The 24,459-nt window shown below is 68.3% G+C and carries 19 protein-coding genes and 1 pseudogene; 12 read left to right on the forward strand and 8 right to left on the reverse strand.

Features of this window, described 5'->3' with window-relative positions:
- Nucleotides 1-56: 56 nt before the first annotated feature.
- The 7 genes and pseudogenes from KGD87_RS34440 (at nucleotide 57) to tnpC (ending at nucleotide 9,356) form a co-directional block, all read left to right on the forward strand.
- Entirely contained in the window at nucleotides 57-3,602 is a 3,546-nt protein-coding gene (locus tag KGD87_RS34440; RefSeq protein ID WP_284665149.1) for a DEAD/DEAH box helicase, read from the forward strand.
- A gap of 121 nt (nucleotides 3,603-3,723) precedes the next feature.
- Entirely contained in the window at nucleotides 3,724-4,158 is a 435-nt protein-coding gene (locus KGD87_RS34445; RefSeq protein ID WP_284665150.1) for a hypothetical protein, read from the forward strand.
- A gap of 88 nt (nucleotides 4,159-4,246) precedes the next feature.
- Nucleotides 4,247-4,621: a DUSAM domain-containing protein gene (locus KGD87_RS34450; protein ID WP_284665151.1), complete on the forward strand. Its 375-nt coding sequence runs from the start codon at nucleotides 4,247-4,249 to the stop codon at nucleotides 4,619-4,621.
- A gap of 467 nt (nucleotides 4,622-5,088) precedes the next feature.
- Nucleotides 5,089-6,332, forward strand: a pseudogene (gene istA / locus KGD87_RS34455) (IS21 family transposase).
- A complete protein-coding gene (locus KGD87_RS34460; RefSeq protein ID WP_284665152.1) occupies nucleotides 6,329-6,976 on the forward strand; it encodes an ATP-binding protein in 648 nt (215 codons plus the stop codon). Before istA ends, KGD87_RS34460 begins: the two are co-directional and overlap by 4 nt.
- A 353-nt stretch (nucleotides 6,977-7,329) precedes the next feature.
- The gene (gene tnpB / locus KGD87_RS37005; protein ID WP_350100792.1) at nucleotides 7,330-7,737 is read left to right on the forward strand and encodes an IS66 family insertion sequence element accessory protein TnpB; all 408 of its coding nucleotides are present in this window, start codon (nucleotides 7,330-7,332) and stop codon (nucleotides 7,735-7,737) included.
- A gap of 5 nt (nucleotides 7,738-7,742) precedes the next feature.
- Complete coding sequence (gene tnpC, locus KGD87_RS34465) at nucleotides 7,743-9,356, forward strand: IS66 family transposase (protein WP_284665153.1); 1,614 nt, start codon at nucleotides 7,743-7,745, stop codon at nucleotides 9,354-9,356.
- Nucleotides 9,357-9,904: 548 nt separating this feature from the next.
- Here the strand turns inward: tnpC and KGD87_RS34470 are convergent.
- The 4 genes from KGD87_RS34470 to KGD87_RS34485 form a co-directional block, all read right to left on the reverse strand.
- Entirely contained in the window at nucleotides 9,905-11,800 is a 1,896-nt protein-coding gene (locus KGD87_RS34470) for an AAA family ATPase (RefSeq protein ID WP_284665154.1), read from the reverse strand.
- A gap of 413 nt (nucleotides 11,801-12,213) precedes the next feature.
- Complete coding sequence (gene sitI6 / locus KGD87_RS34475) at nucleotides 12,214-12,957, reverse strand: SitI6 family double-CXXCG motif immunity protein (RefSeq protein WP_502887983.1); 744 nt, start codon at nucleotides 12,955-12,957, stop codon at nucleotides 12,214-12,216.
- A 27-nt stretch (nucleotides 12,958-12,984) separates the two neighbouring features.
- Nucleotides 12,985-13,599: a SitA6 family polymorphic toxin lipoprotein gene (sitA6, locus tag KGD87_RS34480; protein ID WP_502888051.1), complete on the reverse strand. Its 615-nt coding sequence runs from the start codon at nucleotides 13,597-13,599 to the stop codon at nucleotides 12,985-12,987.
- 128 nt (nucleotides 13,600-13,727) lie between these two features.
- Entirely contained in the window at nucleotides 13,728-14,690 is a 963-nt protein-coding gene (locus tag KGD87_RS34485; protein ID WP_284665156.1) for an L-threonylcarbamoyladenylate synthase, read from the reverse strand.
- Between the two features lie 31 nt (nucleotides 14,691-14,721).
- Here KGD87_RS34485 and KGD87_RS34490 point away from each other — a divergent pair, with 31 nt between their 5' ends.
- The 5 genes from KGD87_RS34490 to KGD87_RS34510 all read left to right on the forward strand — a co-directional run bounded on the left by KGD87_RS34490 (nucleotide 14,722) and on the right by KGD87_RS34510 (nucleotide 20,841).
- Nucleotides 14,722-16,143, forward strand: a complete 1,422-nt coding sequence (locus KGD87_RS34490) for a TIGR01777 family oxidoreductase (protein WP_284665157.1) — start codon at nucleotides 14,722-14,724, stop codon at nucleotides 16,141-16,143.
- A gap of 72 nt (nucleotides 16,144-16,215) precedes the next feature.
- Nucleotides 16,216-17,145, forward strand: a complete 930-nt coding sequence (locus KGD87_RS34495) for an ABC transporter ATP-binding protein (RefSeq protein ID WP_284665158.1) — start codon at nucleotides 16,216-16,218, stop codon at nucleotides 17,143-17,145.
- The gene (locus KGD87_RS34500; RefSeq protein WP_284665159.1) at nucleotides 17,142-17,864 is read left to right on the forward strand and encodes an ABC transporter permease; all 723 of its coding nucleotides are present in this window, start codon (nucleotides 17,142-17,144) and stop codon (nucleotides 17,862-17,864) included. Before KGD87_RS34495 ends, KGD87_RS34500 begins: the two co-directional genes overlap by 4 nt.
- Nucleotides 17,861-19,729 (forward strand): Gldg family protein, encoded by a 1,869-nt coding sequence (locus tag KGD87_RS34505; protein ID WP_284665160.1) that lies wholly within the window; start codon nucleotides 17,861-17,863, stop codon nucleotides 19,727-19,729. Before KGD87_RS34500 ends, KGD87_RS34505 begins: the two co-directional genes overlap by 4 nt.
- A complete protein-coding gene (locus tag KGD87_RS34510) occupies nucleotides 19,726-20,841 on the forward strand; it encodes a hypothetical protein (protein WP_284665161.1) in 1,116 nt (371 codons plus the stop codon). Before KGD87_RS34505 ends, KGD87_RS34510 begins: the two co-directional genes overlap by 4 nt.
- 18 nt (nucleotides 20,842-20,859) lie before the next feature.
- On the opposite strand, the gene KGD87_RS34515 is transcribed toward KGD87_RS34510, so the two are convergent.
- Genes KGD87_RS34515 through KGD87_RS34530 form a run of 4 tightly spaced genes read right to left on the reverse strand, consistent with a single transcriptional unit; the run spans nucleotide 20,860 to nucleotide 24,410 of the window.
- On the reverse strand, nucleotides 20,860-21,693 hold the full coding sequence (locus KGD87_RS34515; protein WP_284665162.1) for a GvpL/GvpF family gas vesicle protein: 834 nt from the start codon (nucleotides 21,691-21,693) through the stop codon (nucleotides 20,860-20,862).
- An 8-nt stretch (nucleotides 21,694-21,701) separates the two neighbouring features.
- On the reverse strand, nucleotides 21,702-22,112 hold the full coding sequence (locus tag KGD87_RS34520) for a response regulator (RefSeq protein WP_284665163.1): 411 nt from the start codon (nucleotides 22,110-22,112) through the stop codon (nucleotides 21,702-21,704).
- Nucleotides 22,109-24,214 carry a PAS domain-containing sensor histidine kinase gene (locus tag KGD87_RS34525; protein ID WP_284665164.1) on the reverse strand — a complete coding sequence of 702 codons (2,106 nt, stop codon included), beginning with the start codon at nucleotides 24,212-24,214 and terminating at the stop codon, nucleotides 22,109-22,111. Before KGD87_RS34525 ends, KGD87_RS34520 begins: the two co-directional genes overlap by 4 nt.
- Before the next feature lie 4 nt (nucleotides 24,215-24,218).
- Nucleotides 24,219-24,410, reverse strand: coding sequence for a hypothetical protein (locus KGD87_RS34530; protein WP_284665165.1), 192 nt, complete (start codon nucleotides 24,408-24,410; stop codon nucleotides 24,219-24,221).
- Between the last annotated feature and the right edge of the window lie 49 nt (nucleotides 24,411-24,459).

The following is a 24,459-nucleotide window of genomic DNA, read 5'->3' on the forward strand; positions in this document are numbered from 1 at the left end:
TCCCCGCGTCACGGGGCCGCTTGCGTTTCGTGCGTGCTTTGCGAAGAAGCGGGTGCATGTCCGCGCCGCTCGAGAAGCCCGTGACTCCCTTGTTCGATACGAGTCGTGATGCGCTGGCGTGGCTGCGGGAGCAGGGGCTCGAGCACTTGTCGCGGCTGAGCCTGGCGGTGTTGATGCCGCTGGTGGAGGCCGCCTGGCTGCCCCAGGCGCGTCCCGTGCTCGCCCGCCGCAGGCTCGTGGAGTTGCTGAGCACGGACTCGCTGGCGCGCTGGATGACGGAGGCGATGCCGGCCCCCCGGATGAAGGAGCTGCTGCCCACGCTCGCCTGGCGCTTCGTGGAGGCGGAGCGGCTGGGCGCGGAGGCGTCACGGGCGTCGCTCGAGGAGCGACTCGCGCCGCCCGCCGAGCCCCGCACGCACCGCGTCCATGGCCTGCTGCTGGCGCTGCGCGCGCGCGTTCCGGCGTCCGTCGCACCCCGGCCGATGCACGCGCTGGTGCCGGACCTGATGCAGTTCGACGCGCCGCTCCCGGGCTTCCGGCTCCGCGAGACGCGCATCTCCGAGCTGCCGGTGGGGGCGCAGGCGGGCTTCATCCTCCCCGAGGCCCGGTTGATTTTCGCGCCCACCGAGGTGACGGGGGACTGCTCCTGTGGCGCGACGTTCTGCGTCCACCTGCTGGCGGCCATCGACACGGCGTTGCTGTGGCTGCGGCAGCCGTGGACGGAGACCTTTGGCGAGGAGCTGGAGGAGCTGGTCCGTCCCGGCTGGGAGCGCGCGCTGCGGGCGCTGGAGCGGGCCGTCGACGACAGTCCCGGTGGGCCCGGAGGTGGCGAGGTCTCCTGGCGGCTGGACGTCATCAACGGGTACGGCGTGGAGCTCGCGGCCTACGTACACAAGCGCAACAAGAAGGGCCAGCGCAGCACGGGCGCGAAGGTGAGCCGGCGCAAGCTGCTGCAGGACCATGGCTCGCAACTGTCGGCGGCGGACGCGCGCCTGGCGGCGTTGCTGCCGGAGTCGGAGGCACCCGCGTCTCGCGCGCTGCTCTTCGAGCTGGTGGGGCACCCCCGCATCCACCTGGATGAGAATCCGGACCTGCTGGTGCGCATCGAGCGCGCGAAGGTCGGGCTCGTCGCCGAGGACCGGGACGGCGTGGTCATCGTGAGCGCGGGCGTGGATGGCGCGATGCTGCCCACGGCGATGCTGGAGCGGGTGCGCAGGGCGCAGCCGGAGGAGGGGCTCTACGTCTGGGATGACAGCCAGCGGGTGCTCACGGTGTTGGACGCGGGGCCCGAGGTCCGCGCGCTGATGACGGCGCTGAACCGCCACGGCAACGCGTTTCCGCCGGAGAGCCACGTCGCGCTGCTGGACCAGTTGTCGAAGCTGTCCCTGCGCGTGCCGGTGGCGCTGCCGCGGAGCGTCCTGGGGGAGTCGGTGCCGCTGCGCTACGCGCCCGTGGTGCGCATGGAGGCGCACGCGAGCGGGGCGGTCCGCGTGGAGCTGCGCACGCGCCCGTTGCCGGACAGCCCCGCGTTCATTCCGGGCGAGGGCACGCGCGACGTCCACGTCCGGCGGGGGACGGGGGCCGCGCACGCGGTGCGTGACTTCGTTCAGGAGCGCGACGCGGCGGAGCTGCTCCAGGCCCGGTTGCCGCTCGAAACGGCGGAGCCCGAGGAGCTGCCCTTCACCTTCCGCTTCACCAGCGCGCAGGGCGGCCTCGCGGTGCTCTCGGCCTGCGTGGAGTTGGAGCCGAAGCCGGAGCTGGAGTGGGTGGGGGCGCCGGTGCGGCTGTTCCACGCCGCCGCGCCTCCGGCGCTGAAGGTCATCCTGGAGCGGAAGCGGGACTGGTTTGGCGTGCTAGGCGGGCTCGCGGTGGAGGGCGAGCGGGTGGAGTTGGCGCGGCTGCTCGATGCGGCGCGGCGGAAGGAACGCTTCGTCCAGGTGGACTCGACGTCCTACGTGGAGATTGAAGGGGCGCTGCGGGAGCACCTGGAGCGGCTGGCGGACCATGCGCATGCCACGCGCCATGGCCTGGAGGTGGGGCCTTCCGCGGTGGAGACGCTCACGGCGCTCCAGGACGCGGGCGCCGAGGTGGAGGCGGACAAGACGTGGCAGTCGCTGGTGGAGCGCATCTTCGCGGCGAAGGAGCTGAAGCCCCGGGTGCCCACGGGCTTGAAGACGGCGCTGCGGGACTACCAGTTGGAGGGCTTCCGCTGGCTGACGCGGCTGGCGTCGTGGGGCGCGGGTGGGGTGCTCGCGGACGACATGGGGCTGGGGAAGACGGTGCAGGCGCTGACGGTGCTCCTGGAGCGGAGCAAGCTGGGGCCCGCGCTGGTGTTGGCGCCGACGTCGGTGGCCTTCAACTGGGTGGACGAGGCGAAGCGCTTCGCGCCGTCGCTGCGGCTGACGTTGTTCTCGGAGGCGACGGACCGTGGGCGGACGTTGGAGCGGCTGGGGCCCAAGGACGTGCTGGTGCTGAGCTATGGCCTGCTCACGCGGGACATCGAGCGGCTGTCGAAGCTGCGCTTCTCCACCATCATCTTCGACGAAGCGCAGACGTTGAAGAACGCGACGACGCACCGCTTCCGCGCGGCGCGGGCGCTCCAGGGGGACTTCAAGTTCGCGCTGTCGGGCACGCCGCTGGAGAACCACCTGGGCGAGCTGTGGAGCCTCTTCGCCGTCGTCTTCTCGGGACTGCTCGGGAGCTGGGAGGCGTTTCGCTCGCGCTTCGCCGCGCCGATTGAGCGGGGCGTGGACCCGACGGCCGCGCCCGCGCTGGCTCGGGTGCTCCAGCCCTTCCTGCTGCGCCGGACGAAGGCGCAGGTGGAGGCGCAGCTCCCGCCTCGGACGGACATCCGGGTGCCCATTGTCCTCTCGTCGGAGGAGTGGGCGCTCTACGAGGACGCGCGGCTGGCGGCGCTCTCGGATTTGGAGACGCGCAAGCCGAAGATGAAGGAGCAGGAGCGGCGCATCGAGATTCTGGCGGCGCTCACGCGGCTGCGGCTCCTGGCGTCACATCCGCGGCTGTATGACGCGGGGTCGAAGCTGGAGTCGGCCAAGCTGGAGCGGTTCATGGAGCTGGTGCGGGAGCTCCGCGCGGAGGGGCATCGCGCGCTCGTGTTCAGCCAGTTCACCTCCCACCTGGCGCTGGTGCGCGAGGTGCTGGACGCGGAGGGGATTGATTACGAGTACCTGGATGGGCAGACGCCCGCGGGGGCTCGGGCCGAGCGGGTGCGCGCGTTCCAGGAGGGAGACGTGCCGCTGTTCCTGATTTCGCTCAAGGCCGGTGGCTTCGGGCTGAATCTCACGGCGGCGACCACGGTGATTCATTTGGACCCGTGGTGGAACCCCGCCGTGGAGGACCAGGCGTCCGACCGCGCGCACCGGATTGGGCAGGAGCGGCCGGTGACGGTGTACCGATTGGTGACGCGGGGGACCATCGAGGAGCAGATGCTGTCGCTGCACGAGCACAAGCGCGCGCTGGTGGCGGGGGTGCTGGAAGGGAAGGACGCGGCGGGACGGCTGTCGACTCAGGAGTTGCTGGGGCTGCTGTCCCAGCGGTTGGCTTCTCCTGGGGAGGAGGAGGGGCCTCGGACTCGGCACTGAGCTGCCGGGGACGTGGTGCTGTTGGCTCTAATCAGGGTGACGTCTTGCCAGCGTAGCGTCGGCAGTCGAAGAAGGCTCTCTCGGGAGTTCGCACGGCCACGCCTCAGAAAGGAACGAGAAGGTGAGGGAGAGTTATCGGATTGATTCTGTCGCTCAAGGGTTTGCGGACGAGTTCCTGCGTGCGTCATTGACGCGCCAACGGGCGACCTTGGCGGCGGCCTGTGCTGCGGGGCTGATAAATGCCGGAGTGGTGGAGCCTGTTGCCAGCAAGGTCCTGGAACTCATTCGGAGTGGCTGTTCAGGAACGGACGCCCTGAGAAAGGAACTGGATGAGATGGTCGCTCAGTACGATGAGGAGTATTTCTCCCGGAGTGAAGATGTGGGGAGGGTGGACGCCGCGGCCATGGTGAAGTTCTCGAAGGCCCGAGCATTTTCCGCCTTGTCCTATGCTCTTGGAGAAGGGGACGATTGGCTCGAGGCGCTGTATGAGGCGGTGTCGACCATGGATGAGCAAAAGCCGATGGTTGAGCGACTGAGGGCATTGCTGCTGGCTTGATCATTGTGTCCGAAGGCATGGTGGGGAGAGATTGCGAAGGGCAGCGTGAGTAGCCTTACCAACTCTGCTGCCAACGATAGGGAATGACATGGACGGCTTGAACTGGAACGATGTTCGAGACCTCGCCCGCCGTGTTGCCCACGGGGCGCCATTTGCGCTCGTGGAGTCGACTCGCTCGATACTGCGCAGGACGGCTCCTCAAGTGGGGATCGCCCTCAGTGATGTTGAGCGAGCGCTACAGTCTGAGGCCACCGCTGAGGAGTTGTTGGCGGAGGTGTCGCGACGCATCAGCAATGGTTCGAGGCGTCTGTCTCGCACCTTGGCTGAAGTGGATCGCTGCCGGGACGCCGGAGACGTCGACGGCGCTCGCCAGTTACTGAACGACGTGCTCGTCGTGGAGGTGGTGCCGCACTACCAGGACATCCTGCGTGCGAATCTTGCTGCACTGGATGACGAGTCCTGACGGAAGCGAGGCATGACTGACACTACGCTCCCTCCGTGCTTCGGATGTGCCCCGGAACCAGCGCTGATTCAGTGCGGGTCACGACGACTTGCTCCACGTCAGTCATTCAATCGCATCAGCGGCCTTCTTCCCGATGGTGTCATCCCGCCGGGCTCCAGAGTCGAATTGCCGAGCAATGCTTTGGCCATCCCTTGTCCACTGATGGCGGCCAGTTCTTTGACGTCGCCATCGGGACGGACGACTTCCTCAGATGTCCTGGTGCTCTTCTCGCAGTGGTTTCCGGGGCTCGCGCATGAGGGTGTTGTTGGCACCCCCGGCGCACCATCCTCACCGTCTGTAGAGCGACAGCAAAATTGACCCCCTCGTGCCACTAAAACTGACCCCCTCTCCGGGCCTGCAAACCAGGGAGGTAGGCAGCAATGGAAGGGACAGCAGTAGTAGCCCTCCGCTCGACAGCGGAGGAGTCGATGGTCGAGCAGGAAGTGGTGCGGCAGGTGCGCGTGCTGGCGGAGGCGGGCTGGGGCGCCAAGCGCATCGCGCGAGAGGTGGGCGTGGCGCGCAACACGGTGCGGCGCTACCTGCGTGCGGGGAGTGCGGCCGACACGCAGGTCCGACCGAAGGCCCGGCGGCTCACCGAGAGCGAGCAGCAGCGCGCGGTGGAACTCTGGGATTCGGCTGCTGAAGGTAACGCCGTTGTCGTCAAGGCGCTGCTGGCGCAGGAGGGAGTGGAGGCCAGCGTGCGCACCGTGCAACGCGCGGTGGAGAAGAGGCGGCGCCAGGTGCACGCAGCTCAGACGGCGACGGTGCGGTTCGAGACGAAGCCAGGGCAGCAGATGCAGGTGGACTTCGGCGAGAAGAAGGTGCGGCTGGGCGGGCAGGTGGTGAAGGTCTTCCTGCTGGTGGCGGTGCTCTCTTTCTCCAGGCGCTTGTTCGTGCGAGCCTTCCTCAACCAGCGTGGGGACGACTGGCGCGAGGGCGTGGCCGCGGCCTTCGTGCACTTCGGGGGCGTGCCGCTGGAGGTGCTCTCGGACAACGCCCGGCCCCTGGTGGAAGAGAACAACCGGCAGGCGGGCACCGTGCGCTTCCACCCGGCCTGGGTGCAGTTCTGCCGGGACTGGGACGTGACGCCCAAGGCGTGCGGGCCCTACCGCGCTCGTACCAAGGGCAAGACGGAGTCGGGCGTCAAGTACGTCAAGCGCAACGCGCTGGCGGGCCGGGACTTCGAGGCCTTCGGTGCGATGGAGGCCCACCTGGCGCAGTGGATGGGCGAGGCGGATGAGCGCGTGCACGGCACCACGCACGAGCCGCCCCTGGAGCGCTTCGAGCGCGAGGAGAAGGCCGCCCTGCGCCCGCTGCCCCTGCGAGTGCTGCCGCGCCGTCACCAGCGGCTCAAGCGCAAGGTGGCCAACGACGCGCTCGTGGACGTGGACACAGTGCGCTACAGCGTGCCGCACCGGCTGGTGCGTGAGAATGTCGAGGTGCAGGTGGGGACGACGAGGTGCGCATCTTCCACGCCGGTGCGCTGGTGGCCACGCACGCTCGCCATCGGCAGCCGCACGCGCGCGTCGTCGACCCGGCGCATTGGGAGGGGCTGTGGCGTCCGCGTGACGAGGAACGCTCCGAGAAGGACTCGTCGCTGACAGGCCTCGGGCGCTCGCTGGAGGACTACGCCGCCGTCGTGGAGCAGGACTCGAAGCGAGGTGCCGCATGAGCCACGACCTGGTCCACGCGCGCGTACGGGAGCACCTGGGCCGGCTGCGCCTGGGCCACCTGGCCGAGCGGCTCGACGCGCTGCTGTCGGAGGCGGCCCGCACCGAGCCCACCTACCTGGACTTCCTCGACGCGCTGCTGCGCGAGGAGATAGGCGCCAAGCAGAAGAAGCGCGTGAGCATGGGAATCACCATCGCCCACTTCCCCGCGGTGAAGACGCTGGAGGACTTCGACTTCAAGGCACAGCCCTCGGTGGACAGCAAGCTGGTGCGGGAGCTGGCCACTGGACGCTTCATCGCGCAGGCCGAGAACGTGCTGCTCTTCGGCCCGCCGGGCGTGGGCAAGACGCACCTGGCGATTGGACTGGGACGGGCGGCAGTGGAGGCCGGGCACTCGGTCCTCTTCACCAGCGCGACGGCGCTGCTGGCGGCGCTGGCCAAGGCCGAGAGCGAAGGGGCCCTCAAGGACAAGCTCAACTACTTCGTGTCCTTCCGGCAGACGTGCGTGAAGGGCCCTGGTGCCCCCCGGTACCGTCCACGGCCCATTGGAGCGGACCGGGAGAGACACGGTGGCGAGAGGCAGTATAGCAGCGGAAGAGTTGGAGGCGTTGCGCGGGCGGGTGCAGCAGTGGCGGCTGACGCGTAGCCAGCAGGGACGGATGCCAGAGGCGCTGTGGAGGGAGGCGGTTTCGGCGGCGCAGCGCTACGGGGTGTCCCATGTCGCGCGCGCGTTGGGGGTGGGCCACGCCGGGCTGAAGGCCCGGACGTCGGCGGCGCACCCGCCGAAGCGTCAGGCCGGCGCGGCGAGCGGGCCGGACGGCTTCCTTGAGGTGAGCGCCGCGCAACTGCTGGGGCCGGCCCCGCCGCCAACCTCGTCATTGAGTACGTGGCTCGGGAGGGCAGCCGACTGACGCTCACCGTGCCCGCCTCGTGCCAGGGCTTCGACGTGCTGGCCCTGGTGGCCGCGCTGCGGGGCCCATGATTCAAATCACTCCTCAAATGAGAGTGCTGGTGGCCATTGAGCCGGTGGACTTCCGCCGGGGCGTTGATGGGCTGGCGCAACAGTGCCGTGCGGCCCTCGCGGAAAACCCTTTCAGCGGAACGGTATTCGTCTTCCGTAACCGGCAGCGGACGGCGGTGAAGTTGCTCGTCTACGACGGGCAGGGCTTCTGGCTGTGTCACAAGCGCCTCTCCCAGGGGCGGTTTCGCTGGTGGCCCACGGCGAGTGAGGCGGCGGCCCGCTGCGCGCCCACGAGTTGCAGGTGCTGCTGTGCGCGGGCGACGCTTCGGCCACGCAGGCCGCCCCTGAGTGGCGCCAGGTGGGCACGTAGGCCGCGTCGCCCTCCATGGGAGCGAGCCCGGACTCCCACGCCCCAGGCAGGCTTGCGCGCCACAAACCGGTTGTAGCGGGCATGGGCAAGAAGCAGCGCCAGCGGCTGGAGGTGAATCCGGCGGAGTTGGCAGTCATTGTCGAGCGGACGCGCGGGGCACTCAGCCAGGACGACTACGTGAAGCTGAAGGCCGCCATGGACACGCTGGCCTTCGTCACGGCGGAGTTGCAGGCGAAGGGGACGAGTCTCGAGCGGCTGCGCAGGCTTCTCTTCGGCGCGCCCACCGAGAAGACGGACGCGGTGCTGCGCAAGGCGGGACAGCCGGCTGGGCGCGTCCAGCACCAGGAGGAAAAGAAGGCCCCCGCCCCGGGGCACGGACGCACCGCGGCGGCGGCCTACACGGGCGCCAGCCGGGAGAAGGTGGCGCACGCCTCGCTGCACGGTGGGGAGGTGTGCCAGGGCTGCTTGAAGGGCAAGGTGTACCCGCTGAAGGAGCCGGCCATGCGGGTGCGGGTGAAGGGCGTGGCCCCGCTGGTGGCCACCGTGTGGGAGTGCGCGCGGCTGCGCTGCAACCTGTGCGGGGAGGTGTACACCGCCCAGGCGCCCGAGGGCGTGGGCGAGGAGAAGTACGACGAGACGGCCGTGGCCATGACGGGGCTTCTCAAGTACGGCACGGGGCTGCCCTTCCACCGGATTGAGAAGCTCCAGGCGGGCCTGGGCATTCCTCTGCCGGCCACCACCCAATGGGAGCTCGTCGAGGCCGCCGCCAGCAAGCTGCAGCCCGCCTTCGACGCGCTTCTCAACCAGGCGGCCCAGGCTCCGGTGCTCCACAATGACGACACCGTCATGAAGGTGCTGGCGCTGACGCGCGAGCAGGTGCAGGCGGCCGCCGCGGGTGCCCCGCTGAAGCGCACCGGCGTGCACACCTCGGGCCTGCTCGCCGTGGGCCAGCAGCACCCCATTGCCCTCTTCTTCACCGGACGCCAGCACGCCGGAGAGAATCTCGCCGACGTCCTGCGGCAGCGCGCCGCTGAACTCTCGGCGCCCATTCAGATGAGCGACGCGCAGACGGCGAATGTGCCCGGGGAGTTCGCCACGCTGTGGGCCAACTGCCTGACGCATGCGCGGCGGGGCTTTGTCGACGTGGCCGCCGACTTCCCGGCTGAATGCACGCACGTCCTGGAGGCCTTCCGGGAGGTGTACCGGGTGGATGCCGTTGCCCGGAAGGAGGGCTTCACGCCCGCGCAGCGACTGGCGCTGCACCAGCAAGAAAGCCTTCCCGTCCTGGACGGCCTCAAGGCGTGGCTGGAGGAGCAAGTCACCCAGCGCAAGGTGGAGCCCAACTCCGGGTTGGGCCAGGCCATTGCCTACCTGCGCAAGCACTGGGAGGAACTGACCCTCTTCCTGCGCGAGGAGGGTGCGCCACTGGACAACAACGTATGCGAGCGGGCCCTGAAGAAAGTCATTCTTCACCGCAAGAATGCCCTCTTCTACCAGACGCTGAATGGCGCTCACGTGGGAGACGTCTTCATGAGTCTCATCCACACCGTGGAGTTGTGCGAGGGCAACCCCTTCAACTACCTGGTGGCGCTGCTTCGCCACTCGGAGGCGCTGGCGCAAGCCCCGGACGAGTGGATGCCCTGGAACTACCAGCAGGCACTGTCCGCGGCGGATGCGCCGCCGTCCGGGAACTGACTCACCCGGCCCCTGTCGCGAACGCCGGGCCGCCCATGCCCAGAAATCCGCGCGTCCGGGTGACCCTCAACGCAGGCGCAGCCGCGCTCCGCGCCTGCCCCCATTCTACTGGCCCCCGCCGGCACGCTCACGCACGCTTGCCGAAGGGACACGAAGCAGCGAGGGCGCGCTCCGGCGGACGCACGCAGGGAAACGACGTAGCATCACGGCGCAGTCCAACTGGGCCCGGGGAGGGGGCAGTTTTAGTGACGTAAGGGGGTCAAAAGTTCCTGTCGCCTGACACCGTCCTCCTGACCGCCTGCTACATCGGTGGGCGCGGCGCTTCAGTTTCGCGCCGACTATGGGGGGCGTTGTGGCCCCATCACGCAGCCGGCTCGAACTCGGGCCTCGCTCTCTCAACCAGGGTGCGCGTCAACACGATGGTCTCAACCCTGTCGGGATGAAGTAGATGCAGACGGAAATGATTCAGCCAGCCTGTAGACTCGTTGATTCGTGTGGTACAGGATCAATCCGTATGATTCGCTCGTTTTGGTGGATCGATAGTTACGCTATCTCAGCGACGTCAGCGCAATGCTCGCGTTCGTGTAGAGCATTGCGTAGTGTGCGTGCTCGCGGCCAAGCCGATGTGAAGGGGAATTTGAAACCTCTGCTCGGATTTGTTCCACCCGTTCTCTCGAAAAGCTCATGAGGTGTTCCAGGGCTGAACTACGAGTCTCGGGCGTCACGCGGGAGAGAAGTGCCTTTGGGATCGCCGCCGCAAGCAGTCGGTTCTCTCGCTTCTGCAGCACCTTGACGCTCTTGGGCGCATCAAACAGGAGGCCTAGGCCAAACTCATCCAGCAGTAGGTACCCTCGTTTGTTTGGAAGTTCACCCACGGGAGGAAGCAAGTCTTCCATTACAACCAAGACGCCATCTGGAGCCAGAAGTTCATCGATGTCTCGGAAGGTTCGGATCCAGTCGTCCGGCTCGATCTCGTGCAGAACGTTACACAGGACGATGATATCGATTTCATGTCGATGCGTAGCCTGCAGTTGAGCCATGCTTTCCCAGTAGTATTCTTCGATGGGGCCTGGTTGTTCAAGTGCCGCGACTCGTGCCTTGCATGCGTCTTTCTCGTCCGGTTCGATAAAGCGCGGATCGTTATAGGCAAAGTAGTTGAGACGCTCTCGGAGTGCTTCGTTTCCCGTCGTGTTCGCGAACCTTTCGCGGAGTGCGCTTGCGAAACGCCCCTTTCCGGCCGAGTAGTCCAAGATCCGGACGTGCTGATTGCTTGCCAAGCGTTGGTTGAGGACTTCCGTGAATTGAACCTGCTGCTTGTCTCCCGTCTTTGCGTCGGCCACTCCCGCAGGCAGTATGCACTGCACTGCGAACTCCATGAATGCGATTTCGTCTGCGTCGGCAAGGAAGGTCGAGAGCCGGTCTTTCCCGTCTTTTCCCCCAAGGAGCGACTCGACGACAGATGTCACCGTGTTCCCCGCGAATCTAATCGAACCATCTTTCACGAAATGAACCGCATCAAGGCCGCCCCAAGCTAGGAGTGGGACTGAATGGGTGGCGAGCCAAATCTGGCCGTCAGGTCCCAAAACCTCATCTCGGAGCTTCGATAGTGCTCGGATGCACGCGTCGTGGTGGAGGTGACTTTCAGGCTCGTCAATGAAGACTATTGCGTTGGATAGGGCTCGCTGTTGCCGATGGAGACTGATTGCCCACGCGAGGAGGATGCGTTCGCCGGTTGAGAGTTCACGAATGACGAGTGGGCGTTCTCTGAATGTCGGAAGAACCTCTGTCTCATCCAAGGTAAAGTCCAGTTTGCCTCCTAGGAGGGATTGGACGATTCGGTTGAAAGTGTCGGCGTCTTGTTGTTGTTGAATCACCGCATTGCTCCCGGCCATCATCGGGTGCCTTGCGTGATACATTGACTGGGCCACGTGAGTGCAATAGGCGTGCATTCCAGCGAAGGCAAATGTGAGGCCCGGGGTGATTGTTGATCCGGCACTTGTCTTGAGTTGGGCCGGGCTCATGTTTCGAGCGTCGGTTGCGACAGAATTCGCGGCAGGATAGTCCAGCACAACAGTGGATGGTGGGGCGTATGTGTATGGCGGAGAGAAGATGGTTTTTTGGTGTAGCTCGAGAGTTTGTTTTGATTCTTTGATTTTCGATTCGAGTTCCGAGAGCTCTTGTTGGATGGAGAGTTGACGTTCTTCGTCCTTCGTATTTTCTAATCTAAAGGCAAGGTGTGATGCATTGTTTTGGCTGCGAGAAATGTTTGTGGCCGCACCTCTCTGGTTGTATTGCACTATGGACTGGATGAGTTGCAGGTATCTGGATTTGCCTGAGCCATTGGGGCCCGCGAGAATCACGACCTTGCCGAGCCGATCAAGCGACCCTCCGACGAGACCACGCTGCGTTGCTAGTTCAGGGATAATGTAAAGTTGCTTGATCATGAGGTTTTGAGGGTATCATGCTCCATGGTTGACTTGTCCTCTCTTGCAGCCTCTGACAACCGTTGGGACAGGAGCGATGCGGAAGTATAAGGTAGCAGTCAAGGACGCGGAAGTAGATGTCGCCCTTGCGTGGGCGCGCACTCAAAGTCGGCGGATTTTGTTTATCTAGGTTAGCGCGCTCAAAGATTCATTAGTAACGCCCCAGTTGTTCGAGTACCGTCCGGCAAGTGACGAGAGCCGTTGATGGCGGACGAGGACCGTGTTCGACGCGCACCGCGCCGAGCGAGATGTTCAGGAGATGGGCTGGAGGCGTGACTTGGGTGGGGCGGTAGCTCTCCGACGCTTCCACTCGTGTGATAACAGTTCGTCGATGCACGAGTTGGGGTTCGTCTGCACACGCAGTAGGACATCGGCTAGGTGACGGAGACGGACGATCCTTGGCGGGTCGCGAGTTCGCTGAAGCGAATGCCGCGCAAGGAGAACTGCTTCACGGAGTCCACCATCCGTTCGGTCGCCACGATGAATGTGGGCAAGTCGTAGATTCGGAAAAGATCTAGAGGAACGGGCATCGATTGAACGTCGAGAATCAGCGGATGGGGTAGCTCGTGTCGAAGCATCCCGCATGTCGGGCAGGCAGGGCGGTCTCCTGGAGGCACGCGATCGATGTGCAGTCGGCCATGAAGCTCCAACTGCATGGCGAGCAACGCGGGTGGGTTCTTTCCAAGGAACCGCACGTTCAGCGGGCAGCCTGAGAGGCCTTGAATGCCCGCGTCCTGAAGCCGCTCCAGGGCTTCACGGCGGATGTAGAGCGACCATGGGTTCTGCATGAAAAGGTCGCCAAAGGTGCCGCTGCCCGTACCCGTGGGCGGGCCAAAGTCGGCGCCTGGTTCCAGTCGGGCCCAGTCGGGCGCGAATGGACGGACCAGTTCCCTCAATCGGGAGAACTCCTCGAAGTTGACCTGTCGGCCTGGGTTTTCGAGTGCCTTGCGCTCCTGAAGGTCCGACAAGTCAACACACGGGTACTGGAGGCCAGCCCAGCCGCCCGCGGCTCCACATGCATCGCATGGGGTAACGCCGGGAAACCCCCAGGGGGGGAGGGCTCGTAGGTTTCCGGTGAACCCAGCGTTCCTATCTTCTTCGACCACATAGAACTTCAAGAGCCCTGCCTCCTCAGGTGGCCAGTCTCAGCGTTTGTAGTAGGGCATGACCTTCCCGGTCAGTTCAAAGCGGAAGATCAGGTCGCCGGCGTGGCGGTAGATGACCTCGGGGCGCGGAGGATGGGGATGGGCCTTGATGAACTGTGCCCATGCGTCATTCCATCGTCCTCCGCGTGGACCGCCACCGTGAATGTACCGGTGGACATGCTCGGGAATCACCAACGTGAAGTCATGAATCTTGATGCCGGCTCGTTGGAAGTAGAGCGCGAGGTCGGGAGCTTGAGGAAAGATGTGGTGCCTGACGTACCGGCCAGCCGGGAGTTGATAGACCGGCCGGACCTGGACGTGCGGGTGCCATGGGAAGGTGATGACCGGCTGAGCTCCATTGCGTATGCCCAGGCGCACGCCCCAGCCTCTGCGCAGCGGTGGCCGAGCAACGGGCATGAGCGCAGGCTCGACCCGCGGCGCCACGTCTTCGCAGAGAAAGAAGGCGCACCAGCCCTCGTCACAGGCCAGGGAGACACATGGTGCGGCTTCCGTGGCATCGCAAAACTGCCCAGATTCCATTTCCGCGATGCCACGCGGCGGCTCAGATGTGGGCGGAGAGGCTGCGCAGGCGACGAGCAAACAACTCAACACCATCAACCGCAGAGGTGAAGCGATCGTGCGCAAGAGTATGGGCCTTTCCGGACTCACGTCATGCAGGCGTCAGTCGGAGGCTACCCCAAGCGCTACTTTCAAAGGCAGACCCAGTCTGCTTGGGGTAATCGCTACCCCCGTGGCGCGGCGGCGCGCGACAGCCGGTCCCGGACCGCGATGCCCAGCCCGCTCTCCGCCGGGAGGCACGCCACCAGCACATCATGCCCCTGCGCATCCGCCTCGCGCAGCCGGGCGTACAGCACGCGCGCGGCCCCAGCGGGCTCATCCGGTACATCGAAGCGCGGCACATCGGGCGGCAACGCAAGGCTCGCCGGCCCCAGCACACCCACGCGCAATCCCTGTCCTCGGAGTTCCTGGACGCGCGCCACCACCTGCCCGGGCTCCGCCAGCACCACGCCGGCACGCGGCGCGTAATGTGACTCCAGCGAGCCCGACACACGAACCTTGGACGAAGTCCTCACCGGCACCTTGCGCCCCAGCACTCGCTCCACGTCCTCCGCCGCCAGACCGCCGGGCCGCAGAATCGCGGGCTCATCCCCGCTCAGGTCCACGATGGTCGACTCCACCCCCACCGTACACGGGCCCCCATCCAGGACGAGGTCCACGTCTCCGCCCAGGTCCTCTCGCACATGCTCTGCCGTGGTGGGGCTCACCTTCCCGAACCGGTTCGCGCTCGGCGCTGCCAGCCCTCCATCCAGCTTCTTCAGCACCGCGAGCGCCACGGGGTGATTCGGCACGCGCAGGGCCACCGTGTCCTGCCCACCCGTGACGGCATCCGTGGCCCTCGCCGTGCGCGGAAGGACCAGCGTCAACGGCCCCGGCCAGAAGGCCTCCGCAAGCCTCCGCGCGGCCTCCGGGACCACACGTGCCCACGCTCCCAGGTGCTCGACGCCCGGGATGTGGACGATGAGCGGGTGCGTCGCGGGGCGGCCCTTGATGGCGAAGACGCGGCGCACGGCCAGTTCGTCCTCCGCGTTGGCGGACAGACCGTAGACGGTTTCCGTCGGCAGGGCGACGACACCCCCGTGCCGCAGCAATTCCACCGCGCGTTCAAGGGACTCTGGAGCAATCATGCGCCGCCGCACTGTCGCCCCAGGAGGGAACATGGGCAAGTCGCACGTCTTCGATGCTCGCAGTCGGATGCCAGTCCCCGCCGTTGAGCTCTTCGCCTGGCATGCCCGGGAAGGGGCGTTCGAGCGCCTGTCACCTCCCTGGGAGCGCCTGGAGGTCCTGGAGCGCACCGGCGATGGCATCCGCACCGGCGCCCGCGTCGTCGTCCAGATGCGCGTGGGCCCCATCCCCCAACGCCTGGTGGCCGAGCACACCGCCTACACCGAAGGCGCCATGTTCCAGGACACGCAGGTGTCCGGCCCCTTCTCGAAGTGGGTCCACACCCACCGGATGTGGTCCGAGCCCACCACGGGCACCTCCATCCTGGAGGACGAAGTGGAGTACGTCCTCCCCGTGGGCCCGCTGGGCAGCCTCTTCGGCGGAGGCTTCGCCCGGCGCACCCTGGAGCGGATGTTCGCGTACCGCCACCGCGTCACGCTCGAGGACCTCAAGCGTCACGCCGCCTTCGCGGGGCAGGGGCCGCTCACCATCGCCGTCACCGGCGCCTCGGGGTTGGTGGGCTCGTCGCTGGTGCCCTTCCTCACCACCGGCGGCCACACGGTGAAGCGCCTGGTGCGCGGCAAGGCGGACCCGGCGCGGAACGAGGTCGCCTGGGCGCCCGACAAGGGCGAGGTGGACACCGACGCGCTCGAAGGCGTGGACGCCGTGGTGCACCTCGCGGGCGTCAACGTGGCCGGCCAGCGGTGGACTCCCGAGTACAAGGACGCCATCCTCAAGAGCCGCACCCAGGGCACCCACACCCTGGCCGAGGCCCTGGCGCGCATGAAGCGCAAGCCGAAGGTGCTCGTCTCCGCGGGCGGCAGCAGCATCTACGGAGACCGCGGCGACGAGGTCCTCACCGAGGAGAGCAGCACGGACGGGAAGGGCTTCCTCTCCCAGGTGTCACGGGAATGGGAGGCCGCCGCCGCGCCAGCCGAGGCCGCGGGCATCCGCGTGGTGCACCTGCGCATCGGCCCCGTGCTGGACGCAAGCGAGGGCGCCCTGGCGAAGATGCTGCCGGCGTTCCTCGCGGGAGGCGGCGGGCCCATCGGCTCCGGGCAGCAGTGGATGAGCTGGGTGTCGCTGGAGGATGTGCTCGGGCTCATCCACTTCTCCATCTTCACCGACGCCGCGCGCGGCGCGCTCAACGCCGTGGCGCCCGGGGCGGTGCGGCAGGCGGACTTCGCCCGGACGCTGGGCAAGGTGCTGCGGCGTCCGGCCGTCTTCCCGGTCCCCGCGCCCGTCGTGCGGACCCTCTTCGGACAGATGGGGCAGGAGGCGCTGCTGGAGGGCGCGCGAATCGTGCCCCAGGCGGCCCAGCGGCTGGGGTTCGCCTTCCTCCTCCCCGACCTGGAAGGCGCGCTGCGCTTCACGCTGGGGCGCACGACGGAGGGCCCTGAATACCGCCACTCCTAGCGAGTCCGGCGCTTGACAATCCCCTCCGCTGCGACAGAAGGAACGACGCATTCGAAGGGGAGAGGACTCCTGATGATTCAGGTCGAAGGGCTGACCAAATACTACGGTGAGCACGCGGCGATCCGGGACCTGGCCTTCACCATCAGCCAGGGAGAAGTCATTGGCTTCCTGGGCCTCAATGGTGCTGGAAAATCCACGACGCTGAAGGTCCTGGGGTGCGTGCTGCTGCCGACCTCGGGGCGCGTCGTCATCGACGGCCATGACGTGGTGAGCAATGCCCACGAGGTCCGCCAGCGCATCGGCTACCTGCCAGACGTGCCTCCGCTGTACGAAGAGATGACCGTGGGTGAGTACCTGACCTACGTCGCGCAGCTTCGCGGCGTCACGTCCCGGGACACCGCCAGCCGCGTGGGCGAGGCCGAGGAGAAGACGGGCCTGCGAGACGTCCACGGCGAGCTCATCTCCACGCTCAGCCACGGCTACCGCCAGCGCGTGGGCGTGGCGCAGGCGCTGGTGCACAAGCCCGCGCTGCTCATCCTCGACGAGCCCACCAGCGGGCTCGACCCCCGGCAGATTGTCGAGATGCGCGACGTCATCCGCGGCTTGAAGGGCGCGCACACGGTGCTCGTCTCCAGCCACATCCTCCCGGAAATCTCCCAGACGTGTGACCGGCTGCTCATCATCCACAAGGGGATGTTGGTGGCGCAGGGCACGGAGGAGGAGCTGGGGGCGCAGATGGGCGGCCGGGGCACCATCGAGCTGGAGGTGCGCGGCGACAAGGCGCGCGCGGTGGAGGTGCTCCAGCGCTTTGGCGCGGTGGAGGTGGACCGCGCGTCGGACGGCCTGGTGGCGCTGACGGTGCGGGCCTCGCCCGACCAGCGGCCCCAGGTGGCGCAGGCGGTGGTGGGCGCGGGCCTGGACTTGTTGCGGCTGGACCAGGGCGCCGGTCAGCTTGAATCCATCTTCCTGCGGCTGACCCATGGCCAGGAGGTGCGCGCGTGAAAGCGCTGCTCATCGCCCGCCGCGAGCTGTCCGCGTACCTGCGCACGCTCAGCGGCTACGTCATCATCGCCGTCATCCTCGCGTTGAACGGCTTGTTCTTCAACGCGTATGCCCTGGGCGGCGCCAGCAAGCGCTCCGCCGAGGTGCTGTCCCAGTTCTTCTATTATTCGAGCGGCTTCACCGTCGTCGCCTCGGTGTTCATCTCCATGCGCCTGCTGGCCGAGGAGCGCCAGACGGGCACGCTGCCGCTGCTGTACTCGTCACCGCTGCGCGACCGTGACATCGTCCTGGGCAAGTTCCTCGCGGGATTGGCCTTCCTCGCGTTGTACCTCCTGTGCACCGTCTACATGCCGCTGCTGGTGATGGTGAACGGCAAGGTGTCCTTCGGGCACGTGGCGGCGGGGTACCTCGGCCTGCTGCTGCTGGGCAGCGCATCGCTGGCGGTGGGGACGTTCGGCTCGGCGTTGGCGCGCAACCAGTTGCTCGCGGCGATTACGTCCGCGGTGATGCTGGTGGCCCTCATCCTGTGCTGGCTGCTGGCGCGAATCACCGAGCAGCCGCTGGCGGATGTCTTCAGCGCGATGTCACTGTGGAATCAGCACTTCCCGCCGTTCCAGGCGGGGCTCATCCACATCCGTGACGTCGTCTACTACCTCGTGGTCACCTACGTGGCGCTGTTCGCGGCCACGCGGGTGATCGAGGCACGGAGGTGGCGATGAGCACACGTCCTTCGCGCGGGGGGCTCCCCGTGACGCTGGCCTTCGTCTCGGGCCTGCTGGCGGTCTTCCTCGGTGAGCGGCTCTTCGGCATCGGCACGGGCCGCACCCTCCTGTCGGGCCTGGGCGTCGCGGTGGCGGTGGGCGCGCTGGGCTGGCGCGTCGCGCGCATGCGGTCGGCCAGCGCGGACCGGCGCGCCGTCGAGGCGTGGGTGTCGGGCCTGTACAGCGTGGCCCTTCTGGCCCTGGCGCTCTACTTCGTCCAGTCGGACGTGGGCACCGGCCTCTTCGGCGGCCCCTTGTCCCAGAAGGCGCCTCGGGTGGCGGTGTCGCTGGCGGCGCTCTTCCCGGCGTTGCTCGCGTGCTGCCTGCTGCCGCTGGCGATGGTGGAGGTCGCCGCCGCGGCGATGACGCGCGCGCCGGTGCTGGAGACGGGCCGGGTCCGCGGCGCGCTGTACTCCGGGCTGGGGCTGGCCTTCGTGCTCGTCTTCGCCTTCGCGTCCATGTTCGTCGTCACCCAGGCCGACGTGACGTGGGACCTGTCCTACTTCCGCACCGCGAAGCCCGGCGACGGCACCCGCAAGGTGGTTCGCGGGCTCAACGAGCCGCTCCAGGTGACGCTCTTCTTCCCACCCGCGAACGAGGTGGGCGAAGCGGTGGGGCAGTACTTCCGCGACCTGGCGGTGGAGAGTCCGGGCCTGCTCAACGTGGAGCGGCTGGACCAGGCGGTGGAGCCGGCCCGGGCGAAGTCGCTGGGGGTCCACAACAACGGCACCGTCGTCCTGGCGCGAGGCGACCGGAAGGAGCCGCTCACGGTGGGCCTGGAGATCGAGCGGGCGCGCGGCCAGCTCCAGCGGTTGGACCAGGAGGTCCAGCGCCGCCTGCTGACGGTGGCCCGGCCTCGCCGGGTCGTCTACTTCACGTCCGGCCACGGTGAGCGCGCCGAGTCGCGAGCGGTGCCGGGTGAGACGATGCGCCCGTCCGTGGAGAAGCTGAAGGAGCTGCTGCGCGCGCAGAACGTGGACGTGCGGTCGCTCGGTGTCTCCGAGGGCCTGGGCACGGAGGTGCCGCGTGATGCCTCCGTGGTGGTGGTGGCGGGCCCGACGCAGGCGTTCCTCCCCGAGGAGCTGAATGCCCTGCGCGAGTACTCCGCGCGCGGCGGCCGGCTGTGGCTGGCGCTGGAGCCGGAGGGACCGGACTTCCAGCCGCTGCTGGAGCCCCTGGGCCTGAAGTACCTCAAGACGCCGCTGGCCAATGACCAGGTGTACTTCCGCACGTCGCGGCAGCAGAGCGACCGCGGCAACCTGGGCACGGCGACGTTCTCCTCGCACCCGTCCGTCACGTCGCTGTCGTCATTGGCGGGACAGGCGCCGGCCGTCTTCGTGAGCGCGGGCGCCCTGGAGCAGCTCCAGCCGTTGCCGGGCGGTCTGGCGCAGGACGTGTCGGTGCGCGCGCACGGCGCCACCTTCGCGGACGCCAATGGCAATTTCACGCTGGACGCGGGCGAGCAGCGGCGGCCCTGGCCCCTGGTCATCGCGGTGGAGAGGCCCGCGCCGGCCGGCCAGGAGGCGATGCGCGCCGTGGTGATGGCGGACGCGGACGCGGTGGGTGATTTGTTGCTGGGCAACATGGGCAATGCGTACCTCGCGGTGGACACGCTGCGGTGGCTCACCGGGGAGGAGTCCATCTCCGGCGCCGTGTCCTCGGAGGAAGACACGCCCATCCAGCACACGCGGGAGCAGGACGTCCTCTGGTTCTACGCGACGGTGTTCCTGGGGCCGGCCCTGGTGCTGGTGGTGGGCTTCGTGATGACGCGCCGGCGGGGACGCCGCGCGCCGCGCCCCGCGGTGGCGGGAGGTGAGCGATGAAGGTTCGGGACCTGGCCCTGCAAGGGGCCCTGGCGGCGGCCGCGCTGGTCGCGGCGTTCGTCGTCTGGCAGCGCGAGCCCTCCGCGGGCCCGGGTGAAGTCACGGTGGTGGATGTCCCGGTGCGCGCGCTGGACAGCATCCGCTACGAGGACGACTCTCGCTTCGTGGACGTGTTTCGCGATGCCAGTGAGCGCGACCGGCTCTGGGTGCGCCTGGGCGACAAGGCCTCCAGGGCGGCCTCCGGCGACGCGAAGGCGGGCGCCACCGACGCGGGCGTGGCTCCGCAGGCGACGGACGCGGGCGTGGTCACCGCGGCGGTGGGCACGGACGCGGGCTCCAACGCCGCGGCGGGACAGCCGCCCGTGGCCACGCGTGAGGCGCCGCCCCCGCCGCGCGAGCTGCGCGCCAACGAGGTGGCGGACAAGCTCTTCTCCCGCTTCGCGCCCATGCGCGCCATGCGGGCGCTGGGGGAGCTTGACGCGAAGAAGCTGGAGGAGGTCGGCCTGGCCACGTCCCCACGCAAGCTGACGCTGACGGTGGGCGGCAAGGCGCGGGTGTTCGCCCTGGCGTCGCCTCCGGGCGGCTGGGGGACGCCGTACCTGCGCAGCGAGGAGGATGGCCGCGTGTACCTGCTGGGCCCGGCGATGCTGCCGGACCTGGAGAACGCGAGCAGCCGCCTGGTGGACCGCCGGCTGCACACCTTCGACCTGGGGGACTTCGACGCCGTGCGAGTCAGCGCCGGCGGTGCCACCCGCGCCTTCCGGGCCACGGGCAAGGCGCCCGGCCCGGTCGTCCTGGCGCCAGAGGAGGCGCCGGAGCAGCCGGACGACTTCGCGCGCAACTGGCATGACCGCGTGTGGCGGATGATGCCGGTGGATTTGCTCGGCCGCGACGAGCCGCTCCCCGGGGGCGAGCCGCGGGAGTCCTTCCGCGTGGACTACCTGCGCGCGGGCCAGCCCGTGGGCCACGTCATGGTGGCGAAGGGCGAGGGTGGCTTCTACGCCCGGACCGAGCACACCTCGGGCTGGGCCCGGCTCCACTCCGGGATGGAGGCGTTGGCGGAAGAGGCGGCGCGGGTAACGGCGCCCGTGTCCTCCGCTTCCGGAAAGTGACGCGGTGGGGACCTGGGCTCAGGTCCCCACCGCGTCCACTTCACGCAGGCCCAGGTGCACGTCCACGAAGCTGTACGGCGCCCAGGGGCCGGTGAAGCGGAACGTGTACGTGTCCGAGCGCGCGGCCAGGGAGCGGACCTTCGCCTCGAAGGACTCCAGCCGCGCCCGCTCCACGAGGAAGGCCGCGTTGAGCAGCATCCGCTCACCCACGGGGGGATGCGCGCGCGTGGCGGCGGCGCGGGGGCGCAGGCCGTCCAGCAGCGCCCGCATGTCACGCCCGGCGCGGTCCTCCACGGCGGCCTCCAGGCGGCGCTCGTGCTCGTCCTCCGGCTCAGCGTCGCGCCGGTGAAGCCGGGCGTCTTCCAGCACCAGGCGCTGGGCGAGGTGCTCGCGGTGCCAGAGCACCTTCAGGCCCAGTTCCACCGTGCCCTCCAGCGCGTCCAGCACGCCGGACAGCGCGTCATGGGCCGTGCGCAGCACCGCTCGGACCTGGGCCTCGGACGCCATGACGGTGCCGAAGGCCACGGGGAGCACGGTGTGCTCATGGAGCAGGGCTTCGGTGACGCGCTGGTGCCCGAGCAGGTGCGCCCGCGTCGGGTCCACCACTCGGCCAGGGGCCACGGACACCATGGCGGCGAGGCCGGCCTCGCTCACCGCGTACACCTGCGATGGAACGGCGCCCACGCCGATGCGCCCGACGTCCGGGGACGAGGAGGCCCGGAGGATGCCGTAGAGATACCGGGGCCCGTCGGGCGCCACCGTCTCCGCCGTGGGAGGCGAAGGCGGTGCGGCCTGGGACGTGCGCCTGTCGCTGCGAGCCGCCCCCTTCCGGGGCCGTGTCGTCCGGGGCATGGTGCGCTTCACCTCGCCGTTGCGCCTCCGTGGGTGGCGAGCACGCGGCGGACTTCATCCACCAGCGCGTCGGGCAGGCAGGGCTTGGTGACGAAGGAGTCGCAGCCCGCGCCCTTGGCTTCGTCGGACTGCCCCGTCATCGCATGGCCCGTGAGCGCCACCACGGGGATGGTGCGCGTGCGGTCGTCGCCCTTCAGCCGCCGCGTCGCCTCCCAGCCGTCCATGACGGGCAGCGACAGGTCCATGAGGATGATGTCGGGCCGCAGCTCGAAGGCCTTGTCCAGCGCCTCCTGGCCATTCTTGGCCTCGGCGACGCGGAAGCCCGAGAACTCCAGGTACTCGGCGTACATCTCCCGGGCATCTTGATAGTCGTCTACGACGAGCACGAGGGGCTTCGGGGTCTCAGATGGGTTCGTCATGCGCGCCTCGCGCGTCGGGGGAAGTGCAGGGTGAATGTCGAACCCTCGCCCTGGGTGCTCTGGAGGGTGACGCGTCCCCCCAGCATGGCGGCCAGGCGCCGGCAGATGGAGAGCCCCAGCCCCGTGCCTCCATAGGCGCGGGTCGGAGAGCTGTCCACCTGCTGGAAGTCCTCGAAGATTTTTTCCTGGTTCGCGGAGTCGATGCCGATGCCGGTGTCCGTCACGGAGATGGTGAGCGTGGACGTAGCAGCCACGTACTCCGCCTGCATCCGCACCGAACCTTCATGCGTGAACTTCAACGCATTCGACAGGAGGTTGAGGACGATTTGTTTCACCTTCTGCCTGTCACTGTACACCGCCGGCACGCGCGGGCCGAGGTGGGCGCTCACCGCCAGCTTGCTGCGCGCGATGATGGGGTCCAGCTCCGCCATCACCTCCTGGAACAGCTCCGGGATGCCGAAGTCCGACAGGTTCAAGGGCATGCGGCCCGCCTCGATGCGGGTGATGTCCAGAATCTCGTTGATGACCTCCAGCAGGTGCCTGCCGTTGGAGTCGATGCGCGTGAGGTTCCGTTTCTGCGCCGGGTTCAGCTCGCCGGACACGCCCTGCAGCAGCATGTTCGTGTAGCCGAGGATGGCGTTGAGCGGCGTGCGGAACTCGTGGGACATGTTGGCCAGGAACTGGGACTTGGCCGCGCTGGCCTGCTCCACCTGGATGGCCTGCCGGCGCAGCATCTCGTTCTGTTCGGCCAGCTCCGCGGTGGCGGCCTGCACGCGCGCCTCCAGGTGGACGGAGCCCTCCTTCACCCGCTCCAGCAGCCGCGCCTTCTCCATCGCCTCGCTGCGGTCGTGGAAGAGCGTGACGATGCCCGTCAGCTCGCCGGAGTCGCCCAGGACCTTGCTGGCCACCGCCTCCATGGGGAGCGTGGCGCCCGTGGCGGGGTCCACCAGCCCGAGCTGCCCACGCCAGCGGGGCCGGCCCTCCGCGTCCATCAGGTTGGCGAGGAACGACGCGAAGCCCGCGTTGTTGGAGTGCAGCCGGCGCAGCGCGGCCTCTCCACTGTCGGGGTGCGTGGCGAAGAGCTTCTCCGCCGGGCCGTTCATCATCACCATGCCGCCCGCCGGGTCAGACAGGATGAGGGGGTCCGGCACGGAGTCCAGCACGCGGTCCAGCCGGTGACGCTCGCTGCGGGCCTCCTGCTCCGTGGCGCGCAGGCGCCGGTAGCTCTCACCCAGCGCCTGGGTGGCGCGGCCCAGGTCCGTCACGTTGCGCAGCACGCTCACCAGGGCCTCGCGGCCATCCGGCTCGAGGACGGGCGTGCTGACGACCTCGAAGAGCAGGTCGATTCCCTCCACCGGGTCCACCAGGGGCACTTCCCGGCGGCGCACGGTCGCGGTGTCTCCGCTGGCGAAGCTGGCCAGCGCGGAGGAGAACACCTGCCGGTTGAGCTCGGTCGCCCGGCGGCGGCCTTCGCTCGCCTCCGGCCCCGCCACCAGCAGCACCTCCGCGCGGGCGTTGGCGATGTGGGGCCGCCCCTCCAGGTCCGTCAGCAGCACGGGGTCCGCCACGGTGTCGATGATGCGACGGAGCAGCTCGCCGCCCGCCACCTCGCGGCGCTCCGTGGGCAGCATGGCGGCCAGCCGGGGGCCGACGTGCGCGCTCACCCACTCTGCGTCCGGCGTCAGCATGGGGCCGTCCGCGGACAGCAGCAGCAAGCCCACCGCGGGCGCTCCGGGCCGGCCCAGGGGGACCGCGATGCACCCCACGGACGGCAGCGGGGCCCGGGGAGCGGCGAAGAAGCGAGGCGTCCCCTGCGCCAGCGTCTCCGCCAGGGGATGGGCGGCCTCACCGGGCTGGAACGCCAGCGCGGCGCACTGAGCGTCGGAGAGGTTCCGGGCCGCGAGGCACACCCACCCTCCCGTGCTGCTGTCGCGCGCGAAGCAGGCGGCGACGTCCGACGGCCGCTCGCGGGTGAGCCAGTCCACCACGTGCCGCGCGCACAGCCGTGGCTCGTCGCAGGCGAGCAGGCGCTCGGCCAGGGCGAGCCGTGCTTCGACGTCTGGCCCGGGCGTTGGGTTGGGCAGTGCGGCGGGAGGGGCCACTGCGTCAGCCTCCGCGGGAAGGAGGGGTGGGCGTTCGCACCTCCACGAACTTCACCACGATGGGGTGTGTGGACGCGGGTGGCCAGTCCCGGAGCGCCTGCCCGCGGACGTTCGCGTCCCAGCGCAGCCCCCGGTCCAGCACCCGGTCCAGGACGTCGACGAGGCTGGCGCTCCCAGCCAATCTTTCCACGGGCATCGTCGAAGCTCCTTGGCTCCTGGAGCCAGGTCTTGTAGCGCGCGGCGGC

This window comes from Myxococcus sp. SDU36, assembly GCF_030168875.1.
GTDB classification, from domain to species: domain Bacteria; phylum Myxococcota; class Myxococcia; order Myxococcales; family Myxococcaceae; genus Myxococcus; species Myxococcus vastator.